15 protein-coding genes are annotated in these 19,913 nt (G+C 68.1%); 5 read left to right on the forward strand and 10 right to left on the reverse strand.

Annotation, left to right across the window (positions count from 1 at the left end; genetic code table 11):
* Nucleotides 1–17: 17 nt before the first annotated feature.
* The 6 genes from NDI65_RS13110 to NDI65_RS13135 form a co-directional block, all read right to left on the reverse strand.
* Entirely contained in the window at nt 18–3,239 is a 3,222-nt protein-coding gene (locus tag NDI65_RS13110) for a PAS domain S-box protein (protein ID WP_310893723.1), read from the reverse strand.
* Between the two features lie 203 nt (nt 3,240–3,442).
* Nucleotides 3,443–3,973 (reverse strand): hypothetical protein, encoded by a 531-nt coding sequence (locus NDI65_RS13115; RefSeq protein WP_226908789.1) that lies wholly within the window; start codon nt 3,971–3,973, stop codon nt 3,443–3,445.
* A gap of 388 nt (nt 3,974–4,361) precedes the next feature.
* Nucleotides 4,362–5,030, reverse strand: a complete 669-nt coding sequence (locus NDI65_RS13120) for a helix-turn-helix domain-containing protein (protein WP_167344165.1) — start codon at nt 5,028–5,030, stop codon at nt 4,362–4,364.
* 51 nt (nt 5,031–5,081) lie between these two features.
* The gene (locus NDI65_RS13125) at nt 5,082–5,915 is read right to left on the reverse strand and encodes a phosphatase PAP2 family protein (RefSeq protein WP_310893724.1); all 834 of its coding nucleotides are present in this window, start codon (nt 5,913–5,915) and stop codon (nt 5,082–5,084) included.
* Nucleotides 5,912–7,744, reverse strand: coding sequence for an ABC transporter substrate-binding protein (locus NDI65_RS13130; protein WP_089780993.1), 1,833 nt, complete (start codon nt 7,742–7,744; stop codon nt 5,912–5,914). Before NDI65_RS13130 ends, NDI65_RS13125 begins: the two co-directional genes overlap by 4 nt.
* Nucleotides 7,745–7,838: 94 nt before the next feature.
* Nucleotides 7,839–9,311: a hypothetical protein gene (locus tag NDI65_RS13135; RefSeq protein ID WP_089780995.1), complete on the reverse strand. Its 1,473-nt coding sequence runs from the start codon at nt 9,309–9,311 to the stop codon at nt 7,839–7,841.
* 139 nt (nt 9,312–9,450) lie between these two features.
* On the opposite strand from NDI65_RS13135, the gene NDI65_RS13140 reads away from it, so the two are divergent.
* From NDI65_RS13140 to NDI65_RS13155, 4 genes are read left to right on the forward strand one after another with little or no spacing between them, the layout of a single operon-like run.
* Nucleotides 9,451–10,800, forward strand: coding sequence for an aryl-sulfate sulfotransferase (locus NDI65_RS13140; protein ID WP_089780996.1), 1,350 nt, complete (start codon nt 9,451–9,453; stop codon nt 10,798–10,800).
* An 11-nt stretch (nt 10,801–10,811) separates the two neighbouring features.
* Entirely contained in the window at nt 10,812–12,515 is a 1,704-nt protein-coding gene (locus NDI65_RS13145) for a hypothetical protein (RefSeq protein ID WP_089780998.1), read from the forward strand.
* Nucleotides 12,516–12,543: 28 nt separating this feature from the next.
* Nucleotides 12,544–13,878 carry a phosphoglucosamine mutase gene (locus NDI65_RS13150; RefSeq protein ID WP_089781000.1) on the forward strand — a complete coding sequence of 445 codons (1,335 nt, stop codon included), beginning with the start codon at nt 12,544–12,546 and terminating at the stop codon, nt 13,876–13,878.
* 49 nt (nt 13,879–13,927) lie between these two features.
* Nucleotides 13,928–14,557 (forward strand): SprT-like domain-containing protein, encoded by a 630-nt coding sequence (locus tag NDI65_RS13155; protein WP_089781001.1) that lies wholly within the window; start codon nt 13,928–13,930, stop codon nt 14,555–14,557.
* A gap of 33 nt (nt 14,558–14,590) precedes the next feature.
* On the opposite strand, the gene NDI65_RS13160 is transcribed toward NDI65_RS13155, so the two are convergent.
* Nucleotides 14,591–14,785 carry a hypothetical protein gene (locus tag NDI65_RS13160; protein WP_089781004.1) on the reverse strand — a complete coding sequence of 65 codons (195 nt, stop codon included), beginning with the start codon at nt 14,783–14,785 and terminating at the stop codon, nt 14,591–14,593.
* A 373-nt stretch (nt 14,786–15,158) separates the two neighbouring features.
* Here NDI65_RS13160 and NDI65_RS13165 point away from each other — a divergent pair, with 373 nt between their 5' ends.
* Nucleotides 15,159–15,848, forward strand: coding sequence for a DUF1028 domain-containing protein (locus NDI65_RS13165; protein ID WP_089781005.1), 690 nt, complete (start codon nt 15,159–15,161; stop codon nt 15,846–15,848).
* A gap of 44 nt (nt 15,849–15,892) precedes the next feature.
* Here NDI65_RS13165 and NDI65_RS13170 read toward each other — a convergent pair whose 3' ends face one another.
* Genes NDI65_RS13170 through NDI65_RS13180 form a run of 3 tightly spaced genes read right to left on the reverse strand, consistent with a single transcriptional unit; the run spans nt 15,893 to nt 19,901 of the window.
* A complete protein-coding gene (locus NDI65_RS13170) occupies nt 15,893–18,046 on the reverse strand; it encodes an ABC transporter ATP-binding protein (RefSeq protein WP_089781007.1) in 2,154 nt (717 codons plus the stop codon).
* A complete protein-coding gene (locus tag NDI65_RS13175) occupies nt 18,043–18,942 on the reverse strand; it encodes an ABC transporter permease (protein WP_089781009.1) in 900 nt (299 codons plus the stop codon). Before NDI65_RS13175 ends, NDI65_RS13170 begins: the two co-directional genes overlap by 4 nt.
* Nucleotides 18,942–19,901 (reverse strand): ABC transporter permease, encoded by a 960-nt coding sequence (locus NDI65_RS13180; RefSeq protein WP_089781011.1) that lies wholly within the window; start codon nt 19,899–19,901, stop codon nt 18,942–18,944. The genes NDI65_RS13175 and NDI65_RS13180 overlap by 1 nt, the downstream gene beginning before the upstream one ends.
* Between the last annotated feature and the right edge of the window lie 12 nt (nt 19,902–19,913).

Raw genomic sequence — 19,913 nt, forward strand, 5'->3', positions numbered from 1 at the left:
GACCGACCGCCGGGGAGTCACTGCCCGCCGCGCTCCACGACGGTTCTGACGACCTTTCTGTGCGCCGCCCGGAGATGCTGTGAGACCGTCGCCGGCGAGAGGTCCAACTGCTCGGAGAGGTTCGTCCCGTCGGTGTCGCGGGGCCACTCGTAGTAGCCGGCGTGGAACGCGGTTCGAAGCACCTCCGTCTGTCGGTCCGTCAGTTCCTCGTCGACCATCGAGGCGAGGCGTTGGGACTCGTCTTCGGTCGAGACCGTCCGTTTGGCAACCACTTCGAGGTCGGGGAAGGCGTCGCCGAGTTGCTCGGTGACGGCGCGGACGTTCGCCCGCTTGGGGAACCGAATCGTGGCGGTGGCCTCCCCGTCTTCGGCGACGAGCGATTCGACCCGTCCGCCGTAGGCGCTCACGACCTGTGTGAGGGGCGCTTCGTCGAGATAGACCGAAAGCGACCCGCTCGTCTCCCGGTTCCAGAGCACGTCGTACGACTGGACCCGGTCGACGTCGTCGAGAACCGCCCCGACCTCGTGGGGGTCGACCGATTCGGTACGAACGTACTGCAGGAACGTTCCGGAGGCGGTCTCGGCCGTGCTCGTGACGAAGATTCGCTCGTCCGTTCCCTCGGTGAGTTCGGTGAGGCGGGGAAGCGTATCGGAGAGCGTCACCTCAAGTTCGGTCATCGAGTCCTCGACGAGCGCCTGCTTTCGGTCGACGGCGTTGAACGCGTAGCCGATCATCTCGGCGAGTTCGGCGAGGACCGTCCGTTCGCGCTCGTCGAACGCTTCCGATTCGCCGCTGTAGAGGCACAAGACGCCGTAGGGAATCCCGTCGTACTCGATGGGGACGGACGCCGACGAGTAGAACCCGCGGTCGAGCGCGGCCTCTCGCCACGGTTCGAACTGGGGGTCGGAATCGATCCGCTGGGTGACCGCGACCGACTGGTTGCGAACCGACCGCCCGACCGGGCCGTCGCCCAACTCGCCGTCGAGCGTCACGTCGAGGTCTTCCACGTAGGAGCCGTGCTCGCCCGCCCATTCGATCGGCGTGACGGCGTTTCGCGCGGGGTCGCTCTCGCCGATCCAAGCCAGTTCGTACCGGTCGTCGCTGGTGAGTCGCTCGCAGATGGCGGTACAGATCTCCTGTCGCGTGTTCGCGCGGACGAGCTCGCGGTCGATGTCACGGATGACCCCGTTGATTCGGTTCAGGGTGACGAGTTCGTCGCGCTGATGTTCGAGTTCGCGCCGCCGGCGTCGCTGCTCCGTCATGTCGCGGACGACCGCGACGAACCCGTGTACGTCGCCGTCGGCGTCGGTGAGCGACCGCAGAGCGACGCGGGCCCAGAACTCGCTTCCGTCTTTGGAGCGCATCCAGCCCTCCTCCGAGGACTCGCCGTCCAGCATCGCTTCGGCCATGCCCGAGTCCGGGCGATACCGCTCGTCGCCGTCGTCCGGGACGAACGCGGAGAGACGCATGCCGACGGCCTCGTCCGCATCGTAACCGGTGATGCACCTCGCGCCGTCGTTCCAGTTTTCGATGCAGCCGTCGCGGTCGATAGAGAAGATGGCGTACTCCGAGACGTGTTCGACGAGCGAGTGAAAGCGGTCTTCTATCCACTGGAGTTGGTCTTTGACCTCGCGGCGCTCCGTGATGTCGCTGATGAACCCCGCGATTCGCTCGCCGTCGGCCGTTTCGAGCCGCCGGCCGTACTCCCAGACCCAGCGAATCCCGCCGTCGCGGTGGACGAGTCGATAGGTCAGTTCGAACGACTCGCCGTCCGCGAGCTGCGACCGGCTGGACTCCCGAACCTCCTGCCTGTCGTTCGGGTGGACGACCGTCGTCTCCCACGCCACGTTCGACTTGAGTTCGTCCGCGTCGTAGCCGGTGAGCGACGCGACCCGTCCCGAGACGTGGTCGAAGGTCCACGTGTCGGCGTCCCGCCGCCGGTATATCATCCCGGGGAAGTCGTCGAGAAGCGAGTCTCGAACCCACTCGATTTCGGCGAGCGACTCCTCGGCGTCGACCCGGTCCGAGACGTCCTCGAAGGCGTGGGCGGTCCCGCCGTCGAACCGACCCACTTCGACCGAGTGGGCGGTGTGTTCGAGGACGCGCTCGTCGCGGTCGTAGCTCTCGCTGACGCGCGCCAAGCGCGCCTCCGAACCGTCCGTAGCCCCCCGGTCGGAGGCCAACAGCGCGTCCGCCAACCGGTCCGTGTCTTCGAGGACCGCGTCGAGCTGCTCGTCGACGAACCGCTCGTGGTCGCGCCCGACCGCGTCCGCCCGGTCGATGCCGACGTACTCGGCGAACGTCTGGTTCGCCCACGCGAGGTCGTCGGTCTCGTCGACGAGGTACATACCCACGTCCGCCCGGTCGAACGCGTCCGCGATAGAGCGACACCGCTCTCGTCGGGCGACGTTCTCGACGACGCTGCCGACCGCCGCTCCGAGGCGTTCGAAGAGGGTCGCGGCGGCGTGCTCGTGAACGGACTCGTCGACGGCGAGCGTGAGCACGCCGTGGAACCGATCGGCGAGGGCGACGGGAACGAACACGAGCGTCGCGCTCAGCGCGTCGTACCGCTCGACGCCCGTCTCGGCGATGGGGACGCGCGTCACCGTCCGCTGTTCGGCGGCCTCGTCGAACGCGGCGGGCGTCCCGGAGTCGAACGCCAGCGTCCCGGCGCACCGGGTCGCGCGTTCGGTCCCGTCGCCGGCGGCGAACCTGTCGAACCGAGCCGAGTGAATCCCGTCGACCCGCTGGACTCGGTCGACGAGTCGAGCCTCGAAGTCGCCGACGTTCGACGCCTTCGAACCGAGGGCCGGCACCGCTGTGAACACCGCGTCGAAGCGTTCCCGGACGCCGAGCCGTTCGCGCTCGCGTTCGAGTTCGACGCGGCGGTCGCGCTCTTCTGTCACGTCCCGGAAGTAGACGGTGAGACCCGTCTCAGACGGGAACGCCCGCACCGAGAACCACGTCTCTAGCGGCTCGTAGTACTCCTCGAACGAGACCGGTTCCTGCTCCGAGACGGCGCGGTGGTACTCCCGGTAGAACGTCGAGTCGCGGGCCTCGGGAAAGGCGTCCCACACCCGTTCGCCGACGAGTTCCGACGCGTCGGCGCCGAGAACGTCCTCCGCGCGGACGTTCAGATAGGTGAACCGCCAGTCGTTGTCGAGTGCGAACACCGCGTCTGTCATCCTCCCCAGCACGGACTCTTTCGAATCTTGGGGTGCGGTCGTCTGGGTTGTCATCGTTGCGAAATCGTCGAACTCGAAGACCGAGGCGTCCCGCCGCCCGCGCGGGCGGCCGAAGCGCCGTCGAGTCACCGAGTGACGCTGTGGTTGCCCATACACTCTCGAAGGAGTATGTCTACTTTGTGGCCGTTACGAACCGGGAGTCAAGAAACGAGACGAGCGGCAGTCCGGCGAGGCGACCGACAGACGGACGCGAGCGGTTACTCGTCGTCCTGCGGGAGGACGACGCACTTCCCGGAACCGAGTTGGAAGCGCCTGATTCGCCCCTGCGTCTCCATCCGACACAGCGTTCGGCTGATAGTCGAATCGGACCAGCGCGTTCGCTCGACCACCTGCGACTGCGGAAGCCGTCCGCCCTCGACGATGAGCAGTTGCAGGATTCGACGCTCGGAGTTGAGCAGTTCGGGGTCGACGCCGAGAAGCGGGTGACCAGCGTCGAGGTCGGGCGCGTGCGCGGCGTGGCCGGGCGTGTCAATCTCGCGCCGCGCCGGGGAAGCAACGTCTTCGGGCGACCGACGGATTCCGGAGTGCGTCGCCGCTCCGGCCGGTTCCCCGGCGCTGCTGAAACCGAGTTGATTCGAGAGGGCGACGGTGAGGCCGATGAACACGGCCCACCAGGATGCGACGCGCGAGGCGACCACTCGTCGATAGTTGGTCGACCCACCGTCCGCACCGATCGCGTCCTCGCCGGTACCTGTCAAGTGGGTGTCGTCGTTACTACAGTCCGCCATGGGAGGATTATCTTTCCCTCATCATATTGTACGTTTTACCAACGTGTTTTGGAGTGGTTCGTGCTATCATTGTCGGGGAGGCGGTGAGTTCGTCCCCCCTGTTCACCGGAGAACCGACGACCGACCGACGGTGAGGCGGGGAAACGAGAACGAGCACTCGGGGCGCAGCGAGTCCGAACGGCGTCGGAGCCGACGGGGCGCGGTACGCAAGCGGGAGGCGTCCGCGACGACTTCCGACCCGACCAGAGCGCGCGGAGCCTATTCGACGGGCTGAAAGCCCTCAGCGAGGGAACCGCGGCGTTCGGATTCGTCACCCGTCCCGAGCAGTCATTCTGATAGTCGGTACGGTCGTGACGTTCGTCGTGTTGTTGGTTGCAAGTGCAAGGAGCTAATACTGGAGACTCAGCGAGGGTCGCTGGATGAGCGCCCGCCGAATCAGCTGTTCGTGTCCGCGTCGAAGCCGCTGGGAGATCGCCTGGTGGGAGATACCAAATATGTTTGATAGCTCCGTGATGGTCGAATCGCGGGGGACGCCGTAGTAGCCGTGCCGGAAGGCGGTGACGAGCGTGTGGTACTGCGAGTCGGTGAGTCCGAACCGCATCGGGTTCGCAAGGTTCTCGGGCGAGACGATTCGTTCGACGTCGAACCGCTGGCCGGCGCGTCGCCACTGGTCGACGAGCGAACTGAGCGCGTTGCGGTCGGAGGCGAGGACGCGGACGACCCACTCGCCGTCGCGGCCGTACGCGCCGAGGACGGTGAGGCTGTCGTCGGCGAACAGTCGCATGAACTCGTCGGTGAGCGGGTCGAGACCGAGACGGTAGATACCGCCGTCAGTCGAGGGCGCGACGGGAGAGATTTCGCGGACGCTCGGGTCGTCACGGAGCGACGGTTCGACCGGAGTCGAGTCGTCGCTTCGAAGCCACAGCAACGGGGAGAGCGTGGCCCCATCGAGTTGCACAGAGCGAACCGGTTGCGCCTCGACGATGGGGTTGCGCGAGAGAACATCGTCGAGCGCGAACGCGGACGCTGGAACGCGAAGTGTAATGATGGTGCTCACGACCGGCCGATGGAACCGGCCGACCCTTATTATCCGGGCGGTAAACCGCCGTCACGAATCCGCCGACCGGCGTTCGACGAACCGGTCGCCGAGCGCGACGCTTCCGAGGCCGAGGGCGACCCCGGCGACCACGTCGGTCCCCCAGTGAATCCCGAGGTACATCGTCGAGAACGCGATTGCGGACGCGAGGAGCGACGCGACGACGGCCCACGCGGGGTACGTCTCTCGCGTCCGAATCGCAATCGCCGCCGCCGACACCGAAAGCGACGTGTGAAGCGACGGGAACACGTTCGTGTTTACGTTCACCTCGCCGGTGAGAATCTGCGTCTGCGGATAGCTGCTGTAGAGGAGCGACTCGACCTGCCCCGGCAGGAGGTTACGCGGGCCGTAGGAGATAAACAGGATATAGCAGGTCAGACCGATGGCGTAGTTCGCCGCGTACGTGACAGCGGTGAGTTTCAGCGGGCGGTCGTCGGCCGCCACGAAGTACGCGATGAACGGGAACACGAGCAAGAAGACGTATCCCGAGAGATACACCGTCGAGAGGACGGCGGTGAGCGCCGGCGTGGCGAGCGACTGAACGGACCCGACGAAGTTCCCCTCGACGGCGTAGATGACGCCGGTGGCGTTCCAGCCCAGCGCCCACGAGAGCTCCGGACCCACGCCGCGGGCGACCTTGTTCACGAGGAGGACGACCGTCAGCAGGCCGAGGTACGGGGCCGCCTCGCGGAATCGACCCCTCCCCGAGCCGTACGCCCCCGCGAGGCGCGACGGGCCGACGATAGTGAGCGTCGCGACCGCCAACGCGATGGCGGCACCGCCGACGACGCGGAGGAGAACCGCGACGAGCGGCGAGACGTTAACCAGAGACTGTGTGGGATTCATTCTTGAATGAGGAGGGTGCCGTCGGTCGAGTAGGCGTACCCGGCGTCTTCGAACACCGACCGCGCTCGCTCCGCGTCGAGCGTGCCGGTCCCCGCGTCGCCGACGAAATCGAGTTCGGAGACGGTCTCGCGCCACGCGTCGTCGTCCGGGACGTACTGGGTGGTTTCGAGCGGCGAGGACGCGGGCCGGGCCTCGCTGCCGAACAGCGACTCCACGAGGAACTCGCGGTCGACGAGTCGGGCGACCGCCCGGCGGAACCGGGGGTTCATAAACGGCGGCCGCCGGTGGTTGTAGCCGATGTGGTAACACCACTCGGGTCGGCTGGAGCGGACGGAGATGCCGGGTTCCTCCTCCGCGGCTTCCCTCGCGTCGGCCGACAGCGAGTTCGCCGTCGCGTCCGCCGCGTCGGCCGCGAGAAGCTCGACGGCGGCACCGTCGGACGGAACGACGTCGAACCGCAGCGAGTCGAACGAGAGGCCGCCGTCGAACCGGGACAGCCAGCCGTCGAGCGCGTCGTCGGTGGCGAGGAAGTGGTCCGCGAACGGCTCCATCGAAATCGACTCTCTGGCCGTCGTTCCCGTCACGCGAAGCGGGCCGCTCCCGACCGGAGAGAGGTTGTTCCGGACGAGCGCCTCAGTGACGTTGCCCCCGTCGAGCCACGACGCGCTCGTCGGGCGGGCGAACGGCTCCCAGACGTGCTCGGGGAGCACCGGAATCGTCAGCGCGCGCGCCGCGACCGACCGGCTCACGTCGCCGAACCGAATCGTCGCCTCGCGGTCGGACGCGGCGTCGACCGAGTCGACGAGCGAGGCGCGGCCCCGGTACCGCGGCGACGGCACCGACTGGTCGAGCGACCCGAGCGCCGTGTCGGAGATGAACCGGAAGGTGAACGCCACGTCCGACGCCGTTATCGGCTCGCCGTCGTGCCACACGAGGTCGTCGCGGAGCCGGAGCGAAAGCGTCGTCGCGTCCCCGTCGGACCACTCCCACGACGCCGCCATCCACGGTCGCATCCGGTCGTAAATCGGACGGCCCAACGAGTCGTAGACGAGGTCGAGGAGCGTCCCGTCCGAGCGAAACGGCGTCGAAAGCGGGTTGAGGTTCTCCGTCGGGCGCGAGTCGTCAAGCGTCATGCGGAGCTCGTTAGCGGGGGTCGGCCCGTCGGTCGTCGTCGCGGACGTCGGCCGCTCGGTCGGTGTCGGGGTCGCGGACGGCGCGGCCGTCGACTCGGTCGGCGAGGCGGTCGCCGCCGTGGGGACTGTCCTCGCACCGAGATACCCCGTGAGGCTGTGGATTCCGACGCCGTCGGGCCAGTTGGCTCGCTCCGGCCGGGTCGCCTGCGCCGGCCGCGGGGCCGCGACGGGCGTGAACGGTTGGGCCTCCGCGACGCGCCGCTGAATCTCCGCGAGCGTCGCGGCGCGAACGGAGCCGGTCTCCGTCCGCTGTCGCTCCAGAAGCGAGTCCAACGACAGGTCGCCGTATCCGAACGGGTTTTGCCACCCGCGGCCCGGGCCGTAGCGAGAGTGGAGCAGGGGGCGGAGGAAGTCCGGGTCGCGCCGGAGCAGCAGGCGGGAGACGTAGATATCGAAGTCGTGGTTCGAGAGCACGTCGCGGAGGAGCTCCTCCCGGCTCATCGGAACCACGGTCGCCGCGATGCCGACCGTCTGGAGGCGCGTGGCGAGATAGCGGGCGAGCCTCGTCGCCATCGCGTCGGTGTCCGCGGGGACCGTTTTGACAGAGAGCGAAAGCGGCGTCCGTTCGTCGCGCGCGACCGTCGATTCCAGCTGTCGGACACACCCGCCGGTCAGGCCCGCGCCTGCGAGCGCCAAAACCGACCGTCTGGTTAGCCGTGTTGATGACATGTAGGGGAGGGCAGGTAACTGTCTTGGCGTGTGTCGCCGTTATTATCCGGGGACTAAGTAGTCAGACTCCCAGAAAGAGCGGCCACGCGAGCAGGAGAACCCACAGGCAGACGGCCGCCGAAAGCGCGGTTCGACGGGGGGAAGACGACTCGAAGCGACGCTGTCCGACGACGGCGAGCGCCCCGAGCGCGACGAGCACGGCGAACCGATGGAGGACGATTTCGACCGGGACGACCGCGACCTGTATCGACGCGAAGTCGGCGACCAGCCCGACCCCGTAGCCGACGAACGCGACGCCGAACCACAGTTCCGGCCGGTAACCCCGTGGGAGCCGAACTGCGAGGACGACCGGAGCCGCGGCAAACACCGGGTAGAGCAGTCCGGCGACGACTTTCGGGTGGTTGGGGACGACGCTCTCGAAACCGAGCGCGGCCGACCGGACCAAAAGCGGGAGGGCGGCGAGCGCGACGAAGAGCGCGACGCCGCGCTGGAATCGGTAGTCGGCGAGGCGGGACCAGCGGAGGCGCTCGACGACCACGCCCATATCCATCCCGTCGCGTCGGGTGAACAGGGCGGCGAGACCCCCGACACCGACGAAGACGACGGCGAGTATCGAAAGGGCGTTTCCGACGCCAGCCGCCGTCGTCGTCGGGGGACCGAGCGCGGAGGCGGCGGCGTCGCGTTCGGGGTCGGCGCGCGCCGCGGCATCGCCCCGGTCAGTCGCCGATTCGACGGTCGCTGGACGGCGCAGGTCCTCCTTCGGGAGCGTCGAGAGTTGGGGCGGGCCGAGTTCGACGACCGACACCCAGCCGTCGGCGTCGATGATGCCGCCGTTGGCGAACCGCTCGCGGCGAACGTCGACGACGGTCGGCTGCCGCAGCAGGTCGCGCTCGACGACGTGCTGCGGGCCGGCCAGACTGGTCACCGTGTGTCGGAGCCGAAACCAGTCCCAGTAGTCACGGTGGGCCTGAATCGCCGTCCACGAGTCGTCCGGTGCCCCGCCGCCGTACAGGCGGAGGTGGATTCGGCTCCCGAAGTACGTCCCGTCGTGGAGCTGCATCGACTCCGCGATCCACAGCCCGCCCGAGTCTGCGGTGTCGACGAAGGTGAACCGGTCCGCGCCCGTGGCGGCCCCCCACGGGGCGTCAACCTCGTCGGTCGGTGCCTGTTCGGCGGACGCCTGTTGCCACGATTCGTTCGTCTCGTCCCACGTCGCGTCGCGCGAGTAGAGGAGAAGCGAGCGGACCCGCGCGGGGTTCCCCTCGACGACGAGGTTCACCGGGAGCGTCAGCGAGTCGAACGAGCGGTCGCGGCTGGTGAACGGCCAGAGCCTGTCGCCCCGTTCGCCGACGGCGACCAGTCGAACGTCGTCGACGGACTTCGGACCGTTCGGTGCCGACGCCGCCGCGACCGTCGACCCGCCCCCGCGGGCGTCGAAGTCGACGACGCTCGCAGTCGGCACCGCTGTCGTCGCCACAAGGAGGACGAGGCCGAGGACGACGAGGCCCTCGACCGCTCCGAGACGAGACGCCATTGCGTCGTGTTCCCGGCCTCGGAACCCTAATTATTCCGTGCGTAAGGTCCGTTCGGGAACAGGTCGCGGCGGCAGGGCCCGACTCGCCCGCAGTTTAGCACCCCGATAGTAAGACCGTCCACCGACCGAGGGGTATGCAATGGTCAAGCGGACGCATCTGCGAGTCGCCGCGGCAGTCGCCCTCCTCGTCTGCGCGGGCATCGTCGGGGCCGCGTACCTGAGCCGGCCGACCTCGGCGGTGGCGGACGCGACCGGCGAGAGCGCACGGGTCGCGCCCGCGAACGGGACGACGGTCATCGCGACCGATTCGAACACGTGGCTCGGCCGAGAGAGCGACGGGGCGCGAGCGAACGCCGAACTCGTCGCCTTCGGGGCCGACGGAGAGCGGCGCTACTACGACGACTCCCACACCCGTTACTGGGACGTCGACCCCGTCGAGGGGACGAACGCGACGGTCGAGTACCTCTATGCGGACCACCTCACCGCCGACGAGTGCGGCGGCGAGAGCGTGTGTACGCGGAACGGCATCGAGCGCGTGAACCTCACTACCGGCGAGGTCGAAGGGATTTACAGCAGAGTGACCGCCGGGAAGCACTCGACGCGGTGGCACGACGCCGACAGGCTGAGCGATTCGACGTACGTCGTCGCCGACATCGCCGCGGACCGCGTGTTCGTCGTGAACACGACGACGGAACTGGTCGAGTGGTCGTGGGACGCACAGGCGGCGTTCGACCCCGCGACGACCGGCGGGCCGTACCCGTCCGACTGGACGCACCTCAACGACGTCGAGGTGCTCGAAAACGGGCTCGTTCAGGTCAGCCTCCGCAACCACGACAGGGTCGTGTACCTCGACCGCGACACCGGCCTCGTCGAGAACCGGACGCTCGGAGACGGCTCCCACGACGTCCTCTACGAGCAGCACAACCCCGATTACATCGCGAACCCGGACGGCGACGACGCCGTGCTCGTCGCCGACTCCGAGAACAACCGTCTCGTCGAATACCGCGACGACGACGGCGAGTGGGTCCGCTCGTGGGACTGGCAGGACGAACAGCTCCAGTGGCCGCGGGACGCGGACAGGCTCCCGAACGGGCACACGCTCGTGACGGACTCGAACGGGAACCGCGTGTTCGAACTGGACGAGACCGGCGACGTCGTCTGGAGCGTCCCCGTCGCGTTCCCCTACGAGGCCGAACGGCTCGGAACCGGCGACGAGAGCGCCGGCGGCCCGCCCGCGCACGAACTCGACCTCCGGAATCGGACGGCCGGAGGTCCGAGCGCCGGGGCCGGCGGCACGCCCCGGTCGGTTCTCCCGAACCCCGTGGTGAACGCCGTCTACTACGTCCTCCCGCGGTGGATGGGGGTCTCCGAACTGCTGGTCGCCGGCCTCGCGCTCGGAATCGGACTCGCGTGGGCCGTCGCCGAACTGCGGTGGTTACCGTACCGCGTCTCGCTTACGAACCCGGTCTCCCTCCGAAAGCGGAACTGAGAGTCAACGATATGAGTTCAACGACCGACGACACGTCGAACGGTCTCGACCCCGCGGCCCCGAACCGAGAGAACGCGTTCACCGACGGCGTTCCCGGCCTCGGCCGCGAGAGCCACGCGTGGTTCGCCATCGCCATCGTCGCCGGACTCGTCGTCTCGGCGGCGTACGTGACGACCCACGACTACCCGGCCTACGGGTCCGGGCTGTATCTCGAAATCGCGGCGCAGATTCGGGCCGGCGGCTACGCGCTCCCGACTTCGATTCCGTACTACGACGGCGGGATTCCGTTCGCGTACCCGCCGCTCCAGTTCTACGTGGTCGCGTTCCTGACCGACCTCGGCGTCTCGGGGATGACGCTCAGTCTCGTCCTCCCGGCTATCGTGACGGTCCTCTACCTCGTGCCGTACTACGGAACCGCCCTCGAACTCCTCCCGACGCGGCGACAGGCGGGGGTCGCGACGGCGGTTCTCGCGGTCAGCCCCCCGGTCCTGCAGTGGCACCTCTCGGCCGGCGGCATCGTCCGCGCGTCCGCGTTCTTCCTGTCGCTCTGCGGGGTCTACGTCGGGGCGAGGCTGTTCCGCCGCGGCACTCGCCGCCCGCTGTGGGTCGGGTCCGGTATCATCTTTTTCGGGCTGACCGTCCTCTCGCATCCGACGTACACCGTCTTCTTCGGGGTCAGTTGGCTCGTCCTCTACGCGATGCTCGACCGGACGCTCCCCGGTCTCGTCAGCGGAGCTCTCGTGGCGCTGGGCGGCCTCGTCCTCGCCGCGCCGTGGTGGGTCAACGTCGTCTCCGTCCACGGCGTGGGGGCGTTTGCGGGGGCGGCGGGCAGTCACAGCGGCATCGCCGGCGGCGTCAGTCGACTCCTCGACCAGTTCGTCTACCCGCTGGAACCGACCGTCGTCACGGTGTTCTTCCTCGCGAGTTTCGCCGCCGCGGGCGTGCTCGTCTCCCAGCGGAAGTTCACGCTTCCGCTGTGGCTCTTCGTCTGCGCGTACGCCATCGGGAAGGAGCGCTTCCAGTTCGTCGCCGGGGCGATGATGATATCGACGGTGCTGTTCGGCGTCGTCGTACCGCGGCTGACGGACGGCGTTCGGGGGTCGTTCGATAACCGGCAGGTGATGGCCTCGACGCTGGTCGTGGTCCTCGTCGTCGGGACGTGCCTCGGCGGGTTCTACGCCGCGAGCGGCCTCGGTGCAGCACACCACGGCAGTCCGAGCCTCCCCCCGTTCATCGACGCCGACGACCGGGAGGCGATGGAGTGGGCGAGCAACAACACCGACGAGGACGCGTCGTTCGTCGTGCTCTCGGACGCCGCCGAACTGTTCCCCCACTACGCCGAGCGGAGCATCCTCGTGGGACCGTGGGGCGTCGAATGGAAGAGCCCGGACAGGTACTACGACCAGATTTCGGCGTTCAAAACGGCGAGCACCTGCGGGAACGCGACCTGCGTCACCGAGTCGATGGAGTCCGTCGACGCCTCCCCCGACTACCTCTACGTCCCCCGCGGGACGTACACCGTCCGGGGGCTCCAAGAAGACGGGACCGAACGGCTCCGCAGGTCGCTCGCCGACAGTCACCGATACGAGCGAGTCTACGGAAACGACGGGGTCGTGGTGTACGCGGTCGAGCCGAGCGACACCGACAGTCCGACCGCCGAAACGGCCGGTTTGTCAGACGCTAAGCGCCGTCGACCGGGATTATCCGGCCGATAGTAAACACCCCTCGGGGAGAGCGTGAGGTATGTTCGCACCATCACGAATCCGCGGCTCGTACGGGACCCACGTGACCGCGAAACTCGCCCTCAAGGCCGGTCGCGCCCTCGCGGGGACGGGCGACGAAATCGTCGTGGGCCACGACCCGAGCGACAGCGCTCGGCTCCTCGCGGACGCCGTCGCACTCGGGGTCTGTGAGTGCGGTGGCACCGTCCATCGACTCGGCCCGGTTGCGAGTCCGACCGTCTCCCACGGCGTGAGGCGACTCGGCGGCGACGCCGGCGTGGCGGTGACGACCGTCAGCGACCCCGACGACGACACCGCGCTGAAACTGTTCGACGACGACGGCTCGCGCCTCTCGTGGGAGCGACAGAGCAGGGTCGTCCGCCGGGTCAACGGCTCGTCCGCCGAAGTCGCCTCGTGGGACGAAATCGGGGCGGAGCGTCGCTGGGACGACGCCACGACGCGTCATCTCGACCATCTCTGCGACTCTCGACCGTCGTTTTCCGACACGCGCGCCGTGGTCGCCGTCGGCGAGCGGGGCGACGGCATCGTGGCCGAGGCGCTCGAACGCCTCGGCTGCGACGTCGAGCGCCTCACTGACGCCGCGGACGACTCGTTCCCGCGACGCCGAGTGGCCGACGGCGACGACGTCTGCCGGACGCTCCGGCGGACCGTCGCGACCACGGACGCCGATATCGGTCTCGCCCACGACGCCGACGCCGACCGCCTCGTCGCCGTCGACGAGACCGGCGAGGTCGTCGGCGGGGACACGCTCTTGGGGCTGTTCGCGCGGGAAGCGGTCCGCGATGCCGACGGCGACGCGCGCGTCGCCGTCCCGCTGGAGGCGAGTCGACGCATCGAGGAGGTCGTCTCCGACGCGGGCGGGAGCATCGTGCGAGTCGAGATGGACGGAATCCCGGGGTCCGGACCGGCGTCGAGCGCGGACGTCGTCTTCGGCGGCGAGCCGAGCGGCGTCTATCAGTGGCCGGACGAGTCGCCCTGCCCGGACGCGGCGCTGTCGGCGGTTCGGCTCGCGCGCCTCGTCGACGAGGGAGCGCCGCTCTCCGAACAGGCGGGCGACGTCGCGGCGTACCCGCTGTTTTTCGACTCGGTCGCGGTCGACAACTGCGCCCGCGAGATGACGCGGCTCGCGACCGAGAGCCAAGCGCGGTTCGACGACGTTCGAACCGACGACGGCATCTTCGTCGAACGAGACGACGCGTGGTTCGTCGTCAGGGCGAGCCGAACCGAGCGCGTCCTTCGCGTGACCGTCGAAGGAACGTCCCGAAACAGTGCGAAACAGTTGTTCGAAGCGGTGTGGGCGCTCGTGGCCGACGAGCGAGCGACGCTCGTCGCCTGACCGCGCCCGGCCGGCGCATCGGCGAGCGCCGCGGGCGAGCAAAACACACATGCCGGCGCGCTCCGAATCGCGGCTCGAAATCGTGGGACACGAAGACGGGAGCCAAAGCGCGTACGACGCGGTCGAGACCGGCGACGAGCTGGTGAGCTGGTCGCGGGCGTACTGCCGCCGCGCGGCGAGCGACTACGACTTCAGCGTGGACCTACACCGCGTCGAGTGGGAAGTGTCCACCCGCGCGAAGCGCCGAGCGGCCGCGGTGAAAACCCCGACCGTCGACGACGCCGCGGTCGGCGAACCCAAGCAGTGGGAGAGCACGTCGGCGCGCGCGGACCGACTCGGCGGCGCGCCGACGTGTACCATGTCGCTGTCGTGGCGGGCGTTCGAGTCGTTCGACCGCGCGGAGTGGTCGGCGACGCTCCGACACGAACTCGTCCACGTCGAGCAGTTTCAGGCGTTCGGCGCGACCGACCACGGGCCGGCGTTCAAGCGCCGCGCCGAGGCGGTCGACGCGCCGGTTCGCGTCCGCCGGTTCGCGGAGCCGAAGTACACCCTCACCTGCGAGGACTGCAGCGCGGACGTGGCCTACCGCTACCGCGAGTGCAAACTGGTTCGCAGGTCGTCGGCCTATCGCTCCGCATGCTGCGATGCGCCGCTGGACTGTCGAAAACGAGAGGGATAGCGGGCGAACGCGAGCGCCCGCCGCCCGGAGCGACTACCGACTCGGCGGGTGCGCCCGCGCCTCCCGAATCGCCACGAAAGCGATGACGAGGACGAACACGAGCGCCAAGAAGAACTCGATGCCGGGAACGGTCCCGGAGACGGCCCAGACGTACGCGTCCTCCGCGCCGAGGATGACGAACAGTCCGACGAGAATCGCCACGCCGGTTCGACCGATGCCGAGTCTCATACCCCGATTTTACCGCCGCGACGACATAAGCGTTGGAGGCGGCTGTCGTCGCGTGAGACGCGGCGGTATTGCTCGCTACCACGAATACTACACCGACGGAGACCGCCGACCGAGTTAGATTGTGGTCTCGTACTTCCTCAGAGAGGAGAATGAAATCATTCACGCCCGATTCGAAAAGATCCGAAGAAGATACTCAGTCAAATAAGAGAGATGGGCAGACAATAATGTCTATTTTTTGCACTACTATTGGGATATTTGGAGTGGGAATCGGACGCGAAACACGCGCGTCGAGACACCGCGCCACGTTCACGCCACGCCCCCCGAGAGGGGAGTATTTATCACGCGAGCGCGACCCAAACCCAGTATCGAACCCATGCGACACGTCCCAGGAACCTTCTCGATAGCGGCGCGCGACCCCGAGGCGAACGTCTACGGCGCGGCGGTGACGACCGGCACCGTCGCCGTCGGCGCGACCTGTCCCTACGTGAGCGCCGGCGGCGCGGCGGTCACGCAGTCGTACACGAAGCCCGAACACGGCCGCGACGCGGTCGCCCGCGCCGAAGGCGGCGAGCGCATCGACGACGCCTTCGAGGCGCTCCTCGCCGCCGACGACCACGCCGCCTACCGGCAGGTCCACGGCGTCGGCGCGGGCGGCGAGTTCGCCTTCACCGGCGACGAGTGCGTCTCGTGGGCCGGCCACCGCGTCGGCGACGACTACACCGTCGCGGGCAACATGCTCGCCGGCGAGGCGGTCGTCGAGGCGACCGCCGAAGCCTACGAATCCGCCGACGGCGACATGGCCGAGCGACTCGTCTCGGCGCTCGAAGCCGGCGAGGCGGCGGGCGGCGACGACCGCGGCGAGCTGAGCGCCGCGCTGCTCGTCCACGCGCCGACGCCGGAGTTCTACCACAACCTCCGGGTCGACCTCTCCGCCGAACCGGTGGCCGACCTGCGCGACCTGCTCGCGGAGGCGCGGCGCGCGAAAGACCAGATTCGCCGCGAGACGGACGCGCAGTTCGGCGACTACCCCGACGAGATTCTCGACTTCGGCGTCAAGTACTGACCCGACTTCGCGTCAAATACTGAAAAGAGGCCGCGCGGGCGGCGTCAGTCCGAGTCGGCCGGACTGGTCTCCGCGCGCTTCGACGGCGTGATAAACGAGTCGCGCTGGCTCATCTCCTCATCCGATAGGTGACAGGAGATGTAGTGGTCGCCGCCGTCGACCGCTTCGAGTTCCGGGAGGTCCCGCTCGCAGACGTCGCCGATTTTCTTCGGGCAGCGCGTCTGGAACGGACAGCCCGACGGCGGGTTGATGGGGCTCGGAACGCTCCCTTCGAGGAGGATGCGGTCCGTCTCGCGGTCCGGGTTCGCGTGGGGGACCGCGGACAGGAGGCTCTCCGTGTAGGGGTGGAACGGCGGCGAGAACACCTGTTCGATGCTCCCGAACTCCGCTATCTTCCCGAGGTACATCACGGCCACGCGGTCGCAGATGTGCCGGATGACGCCGATGTTGTGCGAGATGAACAGGAACGAGATGTTCTCGTCGTCCTGAATCTCGTTCAGGAGGTTGAGAATCTGCGCCTGCACGCTCACGTCGAGCGCCGACACGGGCTCGTCGCAGACGATGAGCTTCGGTTCGACCGCGAGCGCGTGCGCGATGGCGACGCGCTGTTGTTGGCCGCCGGAGAACTCGTGGGGGTACTTGCTCGCGGCGGCCCGCGAGAGGCCGACGCGTTCGAGCAGGTCGCCCACGCGTTCGCGCTTTTCCTCGCCGGTGGCGATGCCGTGTTTCTCCATCGCGCGACCGACGATTTGGCCGACGGTCTTCCGCGGGTTGAGCGAGCTCTGGGGGTCCTGGAAGATCATCTGCATCTCGCGGCGCAGACTCCGAATCTCCGAGGAGCCGAGCTCGTGGAGCGGCTGGCCCTCGAAGTACACCTCGCCGTCGGTCGGTTCGAGGAGGCGGAGCGCGGTGCGAGCGACCGTGGACTTCCCGCAGCCGGACTCGCCGACGAGCCCGACGGTCTCGCCGGGGTAGACGTCGAAGCTCACGTCGTCGACGGCCTTGACGTGCCGCCGCTCGACGGTCGGCAGGCCGCCGCCCTCCCACGAGAGGTGGACGTTGCCGAAGACGCCCTCGCCGGCGTCGAAGTACTTCTTCAGGTTCCGCACCTCGAACAGCGGCTCGCCGGTGCGGTCGATGTCGCGGCGGCCGGTCCCCGCTTCGGGGACCGTGCTCTCCGAGAGGTCGAGGTCGTCGGCGTGGAGACACGCCGCGCGAGAGGAGTCGTCGCCGACGGCGTCGAGCGACGGGTCGCCGCCGGTCCGGCACGCTTCGGTGGCGTGGGGACACCGCGGCGCGAAGTTACAACCGCTCGGGAGGTTCCCGAGGTCGGGCATCGCGCCGTCGAGCGTCGGCAGTTCGTCGTAGTCGGTGTCGACCTCCGGGATGGAGTCGATGAGCGCGCGGGTGTAGGGGTGTCGCGGGCGGTCGAACAGGTCGCCGAGCTCGGCCGTCTCCACGAGGTTGCCGGCGTACATGACGCCGACGTGGTCGCACGTCTGGGCGACGACGCCGAGGTTGTGGGTGATCATCAGCACGGCCGTCCCCTCGCGCTCCTGCATCTCGTTGAGCAGGTCGAGAATCTTCGCCTGCGTCGTCACGTCGAGCGCGGTGGTCGGCTCGTCGGCGATGATGAGGTCCGGCTCGCAGGAGAAGCCGATGGCGACGAGGACGCGCTGGCGCATCCCCCCGGAGAACTCGTGGGGGTAGTCGTCGACGCGCTCTTCGGCGTCGGGGATACCGACGTCGTCCATCGATTCGACGGCGAGCCGGCGTGCCTCTGACTTGGAGACGTCCTGGTGGCGGCGAATCGTCTCCGTGATTTGCTCGCCGACGGTCATCACCGGGTTGAGCGACGACATCGGGTCCTGCGGAATCATGGCGATGCGGTTGCCGCGGATGTCGCGCATCTCGGCGTCAGTCTTCTGCAGGAGATCTTCCCCATCGAAGACGACCTGCCCGCCGGTAATCTCGCCGGGCGAGTCGATGAGGCGCATGAGCGACCGCGCCGTCACGGACTTGCCCGCGCCCGACTCGCCGACGAGACCCATCGTCTCGCCGCGGTCGAGTGAGAACGACACCTCGTTTGAGGCGACGACGGGGCCGCCCTCGGTGCGGAACTCGGTTCTGAGTCCGCGCACGTCGAGCAGCGGGCCGTCGTCGGCCTCGCCGTCGGTCGCGGTGCTGGGAGCGCTCATTCTATCGCCTCCACTTTGGGGTCGAGCACGTCACGCAGTCCGTCGCCGAGCATGTTGAACCCGACGACGGCGATGCCGATAGCCAGCGCGGGGAACAGCAACATCCACGGCGCGGTCTCCATGAAGCCGCGACCGGTGTTAATCATCAGCCCCCACGACGGCCGCGGGGGTTGCGCGCCGAGACCGAGGAACGACAGGCTCGCCTCCGCGAGGATGGCAAAGGAGACGTTCAGCGACCCCTGCACCAGCATGGGTGCCATGCAGTTCGGGAACACCTCGCTGAAGACGATGCGCGAGTCGCTCTCGCCGCGGGCGACGGCGGCCTCGACGTACGCCTCGTTGCGTTCGGCCAGCGCCGCGCTCCGCGAGACGCGGGCGATGTAGGGCGTGTAGACGAACGCCAGCGCGATGATGACGTTGCTCAAGTCCGGGCCGAGGACGACGAGGAGCGTGAGCGCGAGCAACACCGGCGGGAACGCCATCGCGGCGTCCATGACGCGCATCAGTATCTCGTCGGTCAGGCCACCGGCGTAACCGGCGACGACGCCGATGACCGCCCCGACGGCGAGCGCGCCGGAGATAGCGCCGAAGCCGACGTACAGCGAGATGCGGCTCCCCATGACGACGCGGCTGAAGATGTCGCGGCCGAGGTCGTCGGTGCCGAACGGGTGTTCGACCGACGGGGCCTGCGAGCGGTCTTCGATGTTCGTCTGCTCGATGGGGTACGGCGCGATGAGCGGCGCGAAGACGGCGACGAGCACGAGCATCACCACGATGGAAAAGCCGAGCATCGCCTTCGTGTTACTGCGGAACTTCCGGACGAACCGGGCGATACGGTCGCGCTGTGACTGCGTGATGGTGAACCGACCGCGGTCGGTCTCCTGTTCGGTCGCCATCAGTCGTCACCTCCGTAGCGGATACGGGGGTCGAAGTACGCGTACAGCAGGTCTGCGGCGAAGTTCGAGAACATGTAGATGAGTGCGACCACGAGGATGCACCCCTGAATCAGGGGGATGTCGCGGCTCTGAATCGCGGTCAGCGTCAACCGACCGATGCCGGGCCAGAAGAACACCTCTTCGAGCACGACGACCCCGCCGAACGCGTAGCTGAACTGGAACGCGATGACCGTGATGACGGGGATGATTGCGTTCTTGAGCGCGTGCCTGAGGACGATGACCCGTTGGCTCATCCCCTTCGCACGCGCGAGATTGATGTACTCCTCGCTGAGCACCTCCAGCATCGACGACCGGGTCATCCGCATGATGTAGGCGGTGAGCGCGAAGCCCATCGCCCCCGCGGGGAGGGCGAGTCGCGTGAGCGACCCGACGAGGTCCTCGCTCGGGGAGACGTACCCCCCGGTCGGAAAGAGGTTCAGCCAGACGGCGAACACCAAAATGAACACCAGCCCCCACAGGAAGATGGGCATCGAGATGCCGACGAAAGCGAACATCGAGGCGCTCACGTCGGGCGCTTCGTTCTGGTTGACGGCGGCGTAGACGCCGAGCGGAACCGACAGCACGACGGCGACGAGCGTCGCGGCGACCGCGAGCATCATCGACCGCGGCAGGCGCTCGGCGATGAGTTGCGCCACGGGCTCGCCGAATCGGAGCGATTCGCCCATGTTCCCCTGGAGGAGCCCGACGACCCAGTCGATGTACTGCACGTACAGCGGGCGGTTGAGTCCCAGTTGGGTTTGGAGCGCTTCGAGCGATTGTTCGGTCGCGTTGGGGCCCAAGATGAGCAGGGCCACGTCACCGGGCAGGATGTTGGTGACGGCGAAGGCGATGAGCGTGACGAAAAACAGCGTCACCGCCATGAACCCGACGCGCCGAACGACGTAGTTGTACATCGACATTGTGTGGAATCC

The organism is Haloferax sp. S2CR25, assembly GCF_031624535.1.
GTDB classification, from domain to species: domain Archaea; phylum Halobacteriota; class Halobacteria; order Halobacteriales; family Haloferacaceae; genus Haloferax; species Haloferax massiliensis.

Excerpts from the sequence above, each read along its gene's own strand:
- NDI65_RS13110 (WP_310893723.1), bottom strand. The coding sequence starts at position 3,239 with ATGACAACCCAGACGACCGCACCCCAAGATTCGAAAGAGTCCGTGCTG.
- NDI65_RS13115 (WP_226908789.1), bottom strand. The coding sequence starts at position 3,973 with ATGGCGGACTGTAGTAACGACGACACCCACTTGACAGGTACCGGCGAG.
- NDI65_RS13125 (WP_310893724.1), bottom strand. The coding sequence starts at position 5,915 with ATGAATCCCACACAGTCTCTGGTTAACGTCTCGCCGCTCGTCGCGGTT.
- NDI65_RS13135 (WP_089780995.1), bottom strand. The coding sequence starts at position 9,311 with ATGGCGTCTCGTCTCGGAGCGGTCGAGGGCCTCGTCGTCCTCGGCCTC.
- NDI65_RS13140 (WP_089780996.1), top strand. The coding sequence starts at position 9,451 with ATGGTCAAGCGGACGCATCTGCGAGTCGCCGCGGCAGTCGCCCTCCTC.
- NDI65_RS13145 (WP_089780998.1), top strand. The coding sequence starts at position 10,812 with ATGAGTTCAACGACCGACGACACGTCGAACGGTCTCGACCCCGCGGCC.
- NDI65_RS13150 (WP_089781000.1), top strand. The coding sequence starts at position 12,544 with ATGTTCGCACCATCACGAATCCGCGGCTCGTACGGGACCCACGTGACC.
- NDI65_RS13155 (WP_089781001.1), top strand. The coding sequence starts at position 13,928 with ATGCCGGCGCGCTCCGAATCGCGGCTCGAAATCGTGGGACACGAAGAC.
- NDI65_RS13160 (WP_089781004.1), bottom strand. The coding sequence starts at position 14,785 with ATGAGACTCGGCATCGGTCGAACCGGCGTGGCGATTCTCGTCGGACTG.
- NDI65_RS13165 (WP_089781005.1), top strand. The coding sequence starts at position 15,159 with ATGCGACACGTCCCAGGAACCTTCTCGATAGCGGCGCGCGACCCCGAG.
- NDI65_RS13170 (WP_089781007.1), bottom strand. The coding sequence starts at position 18,046 with ATGAGCGCTCCCAGCACCGCGACCGACGGCGAGGCCGACGACGGCCCG.
- NDI65_RS13175 (WP_089781009.1), bottom strand. The coding sequence starts at position 18,942 with ATGGCGACCGAACAGGAGACCGACCGCGGTCGGTTCACCATCACGCAG.
- NDI65_RS13180 (WP_089781011.1), bottom strand. The coding sequence starts at position 19,901 with ATGTCGATGTACAACTACGTCGTTCGGCGCGTCGGGTTCATGGCGGTG.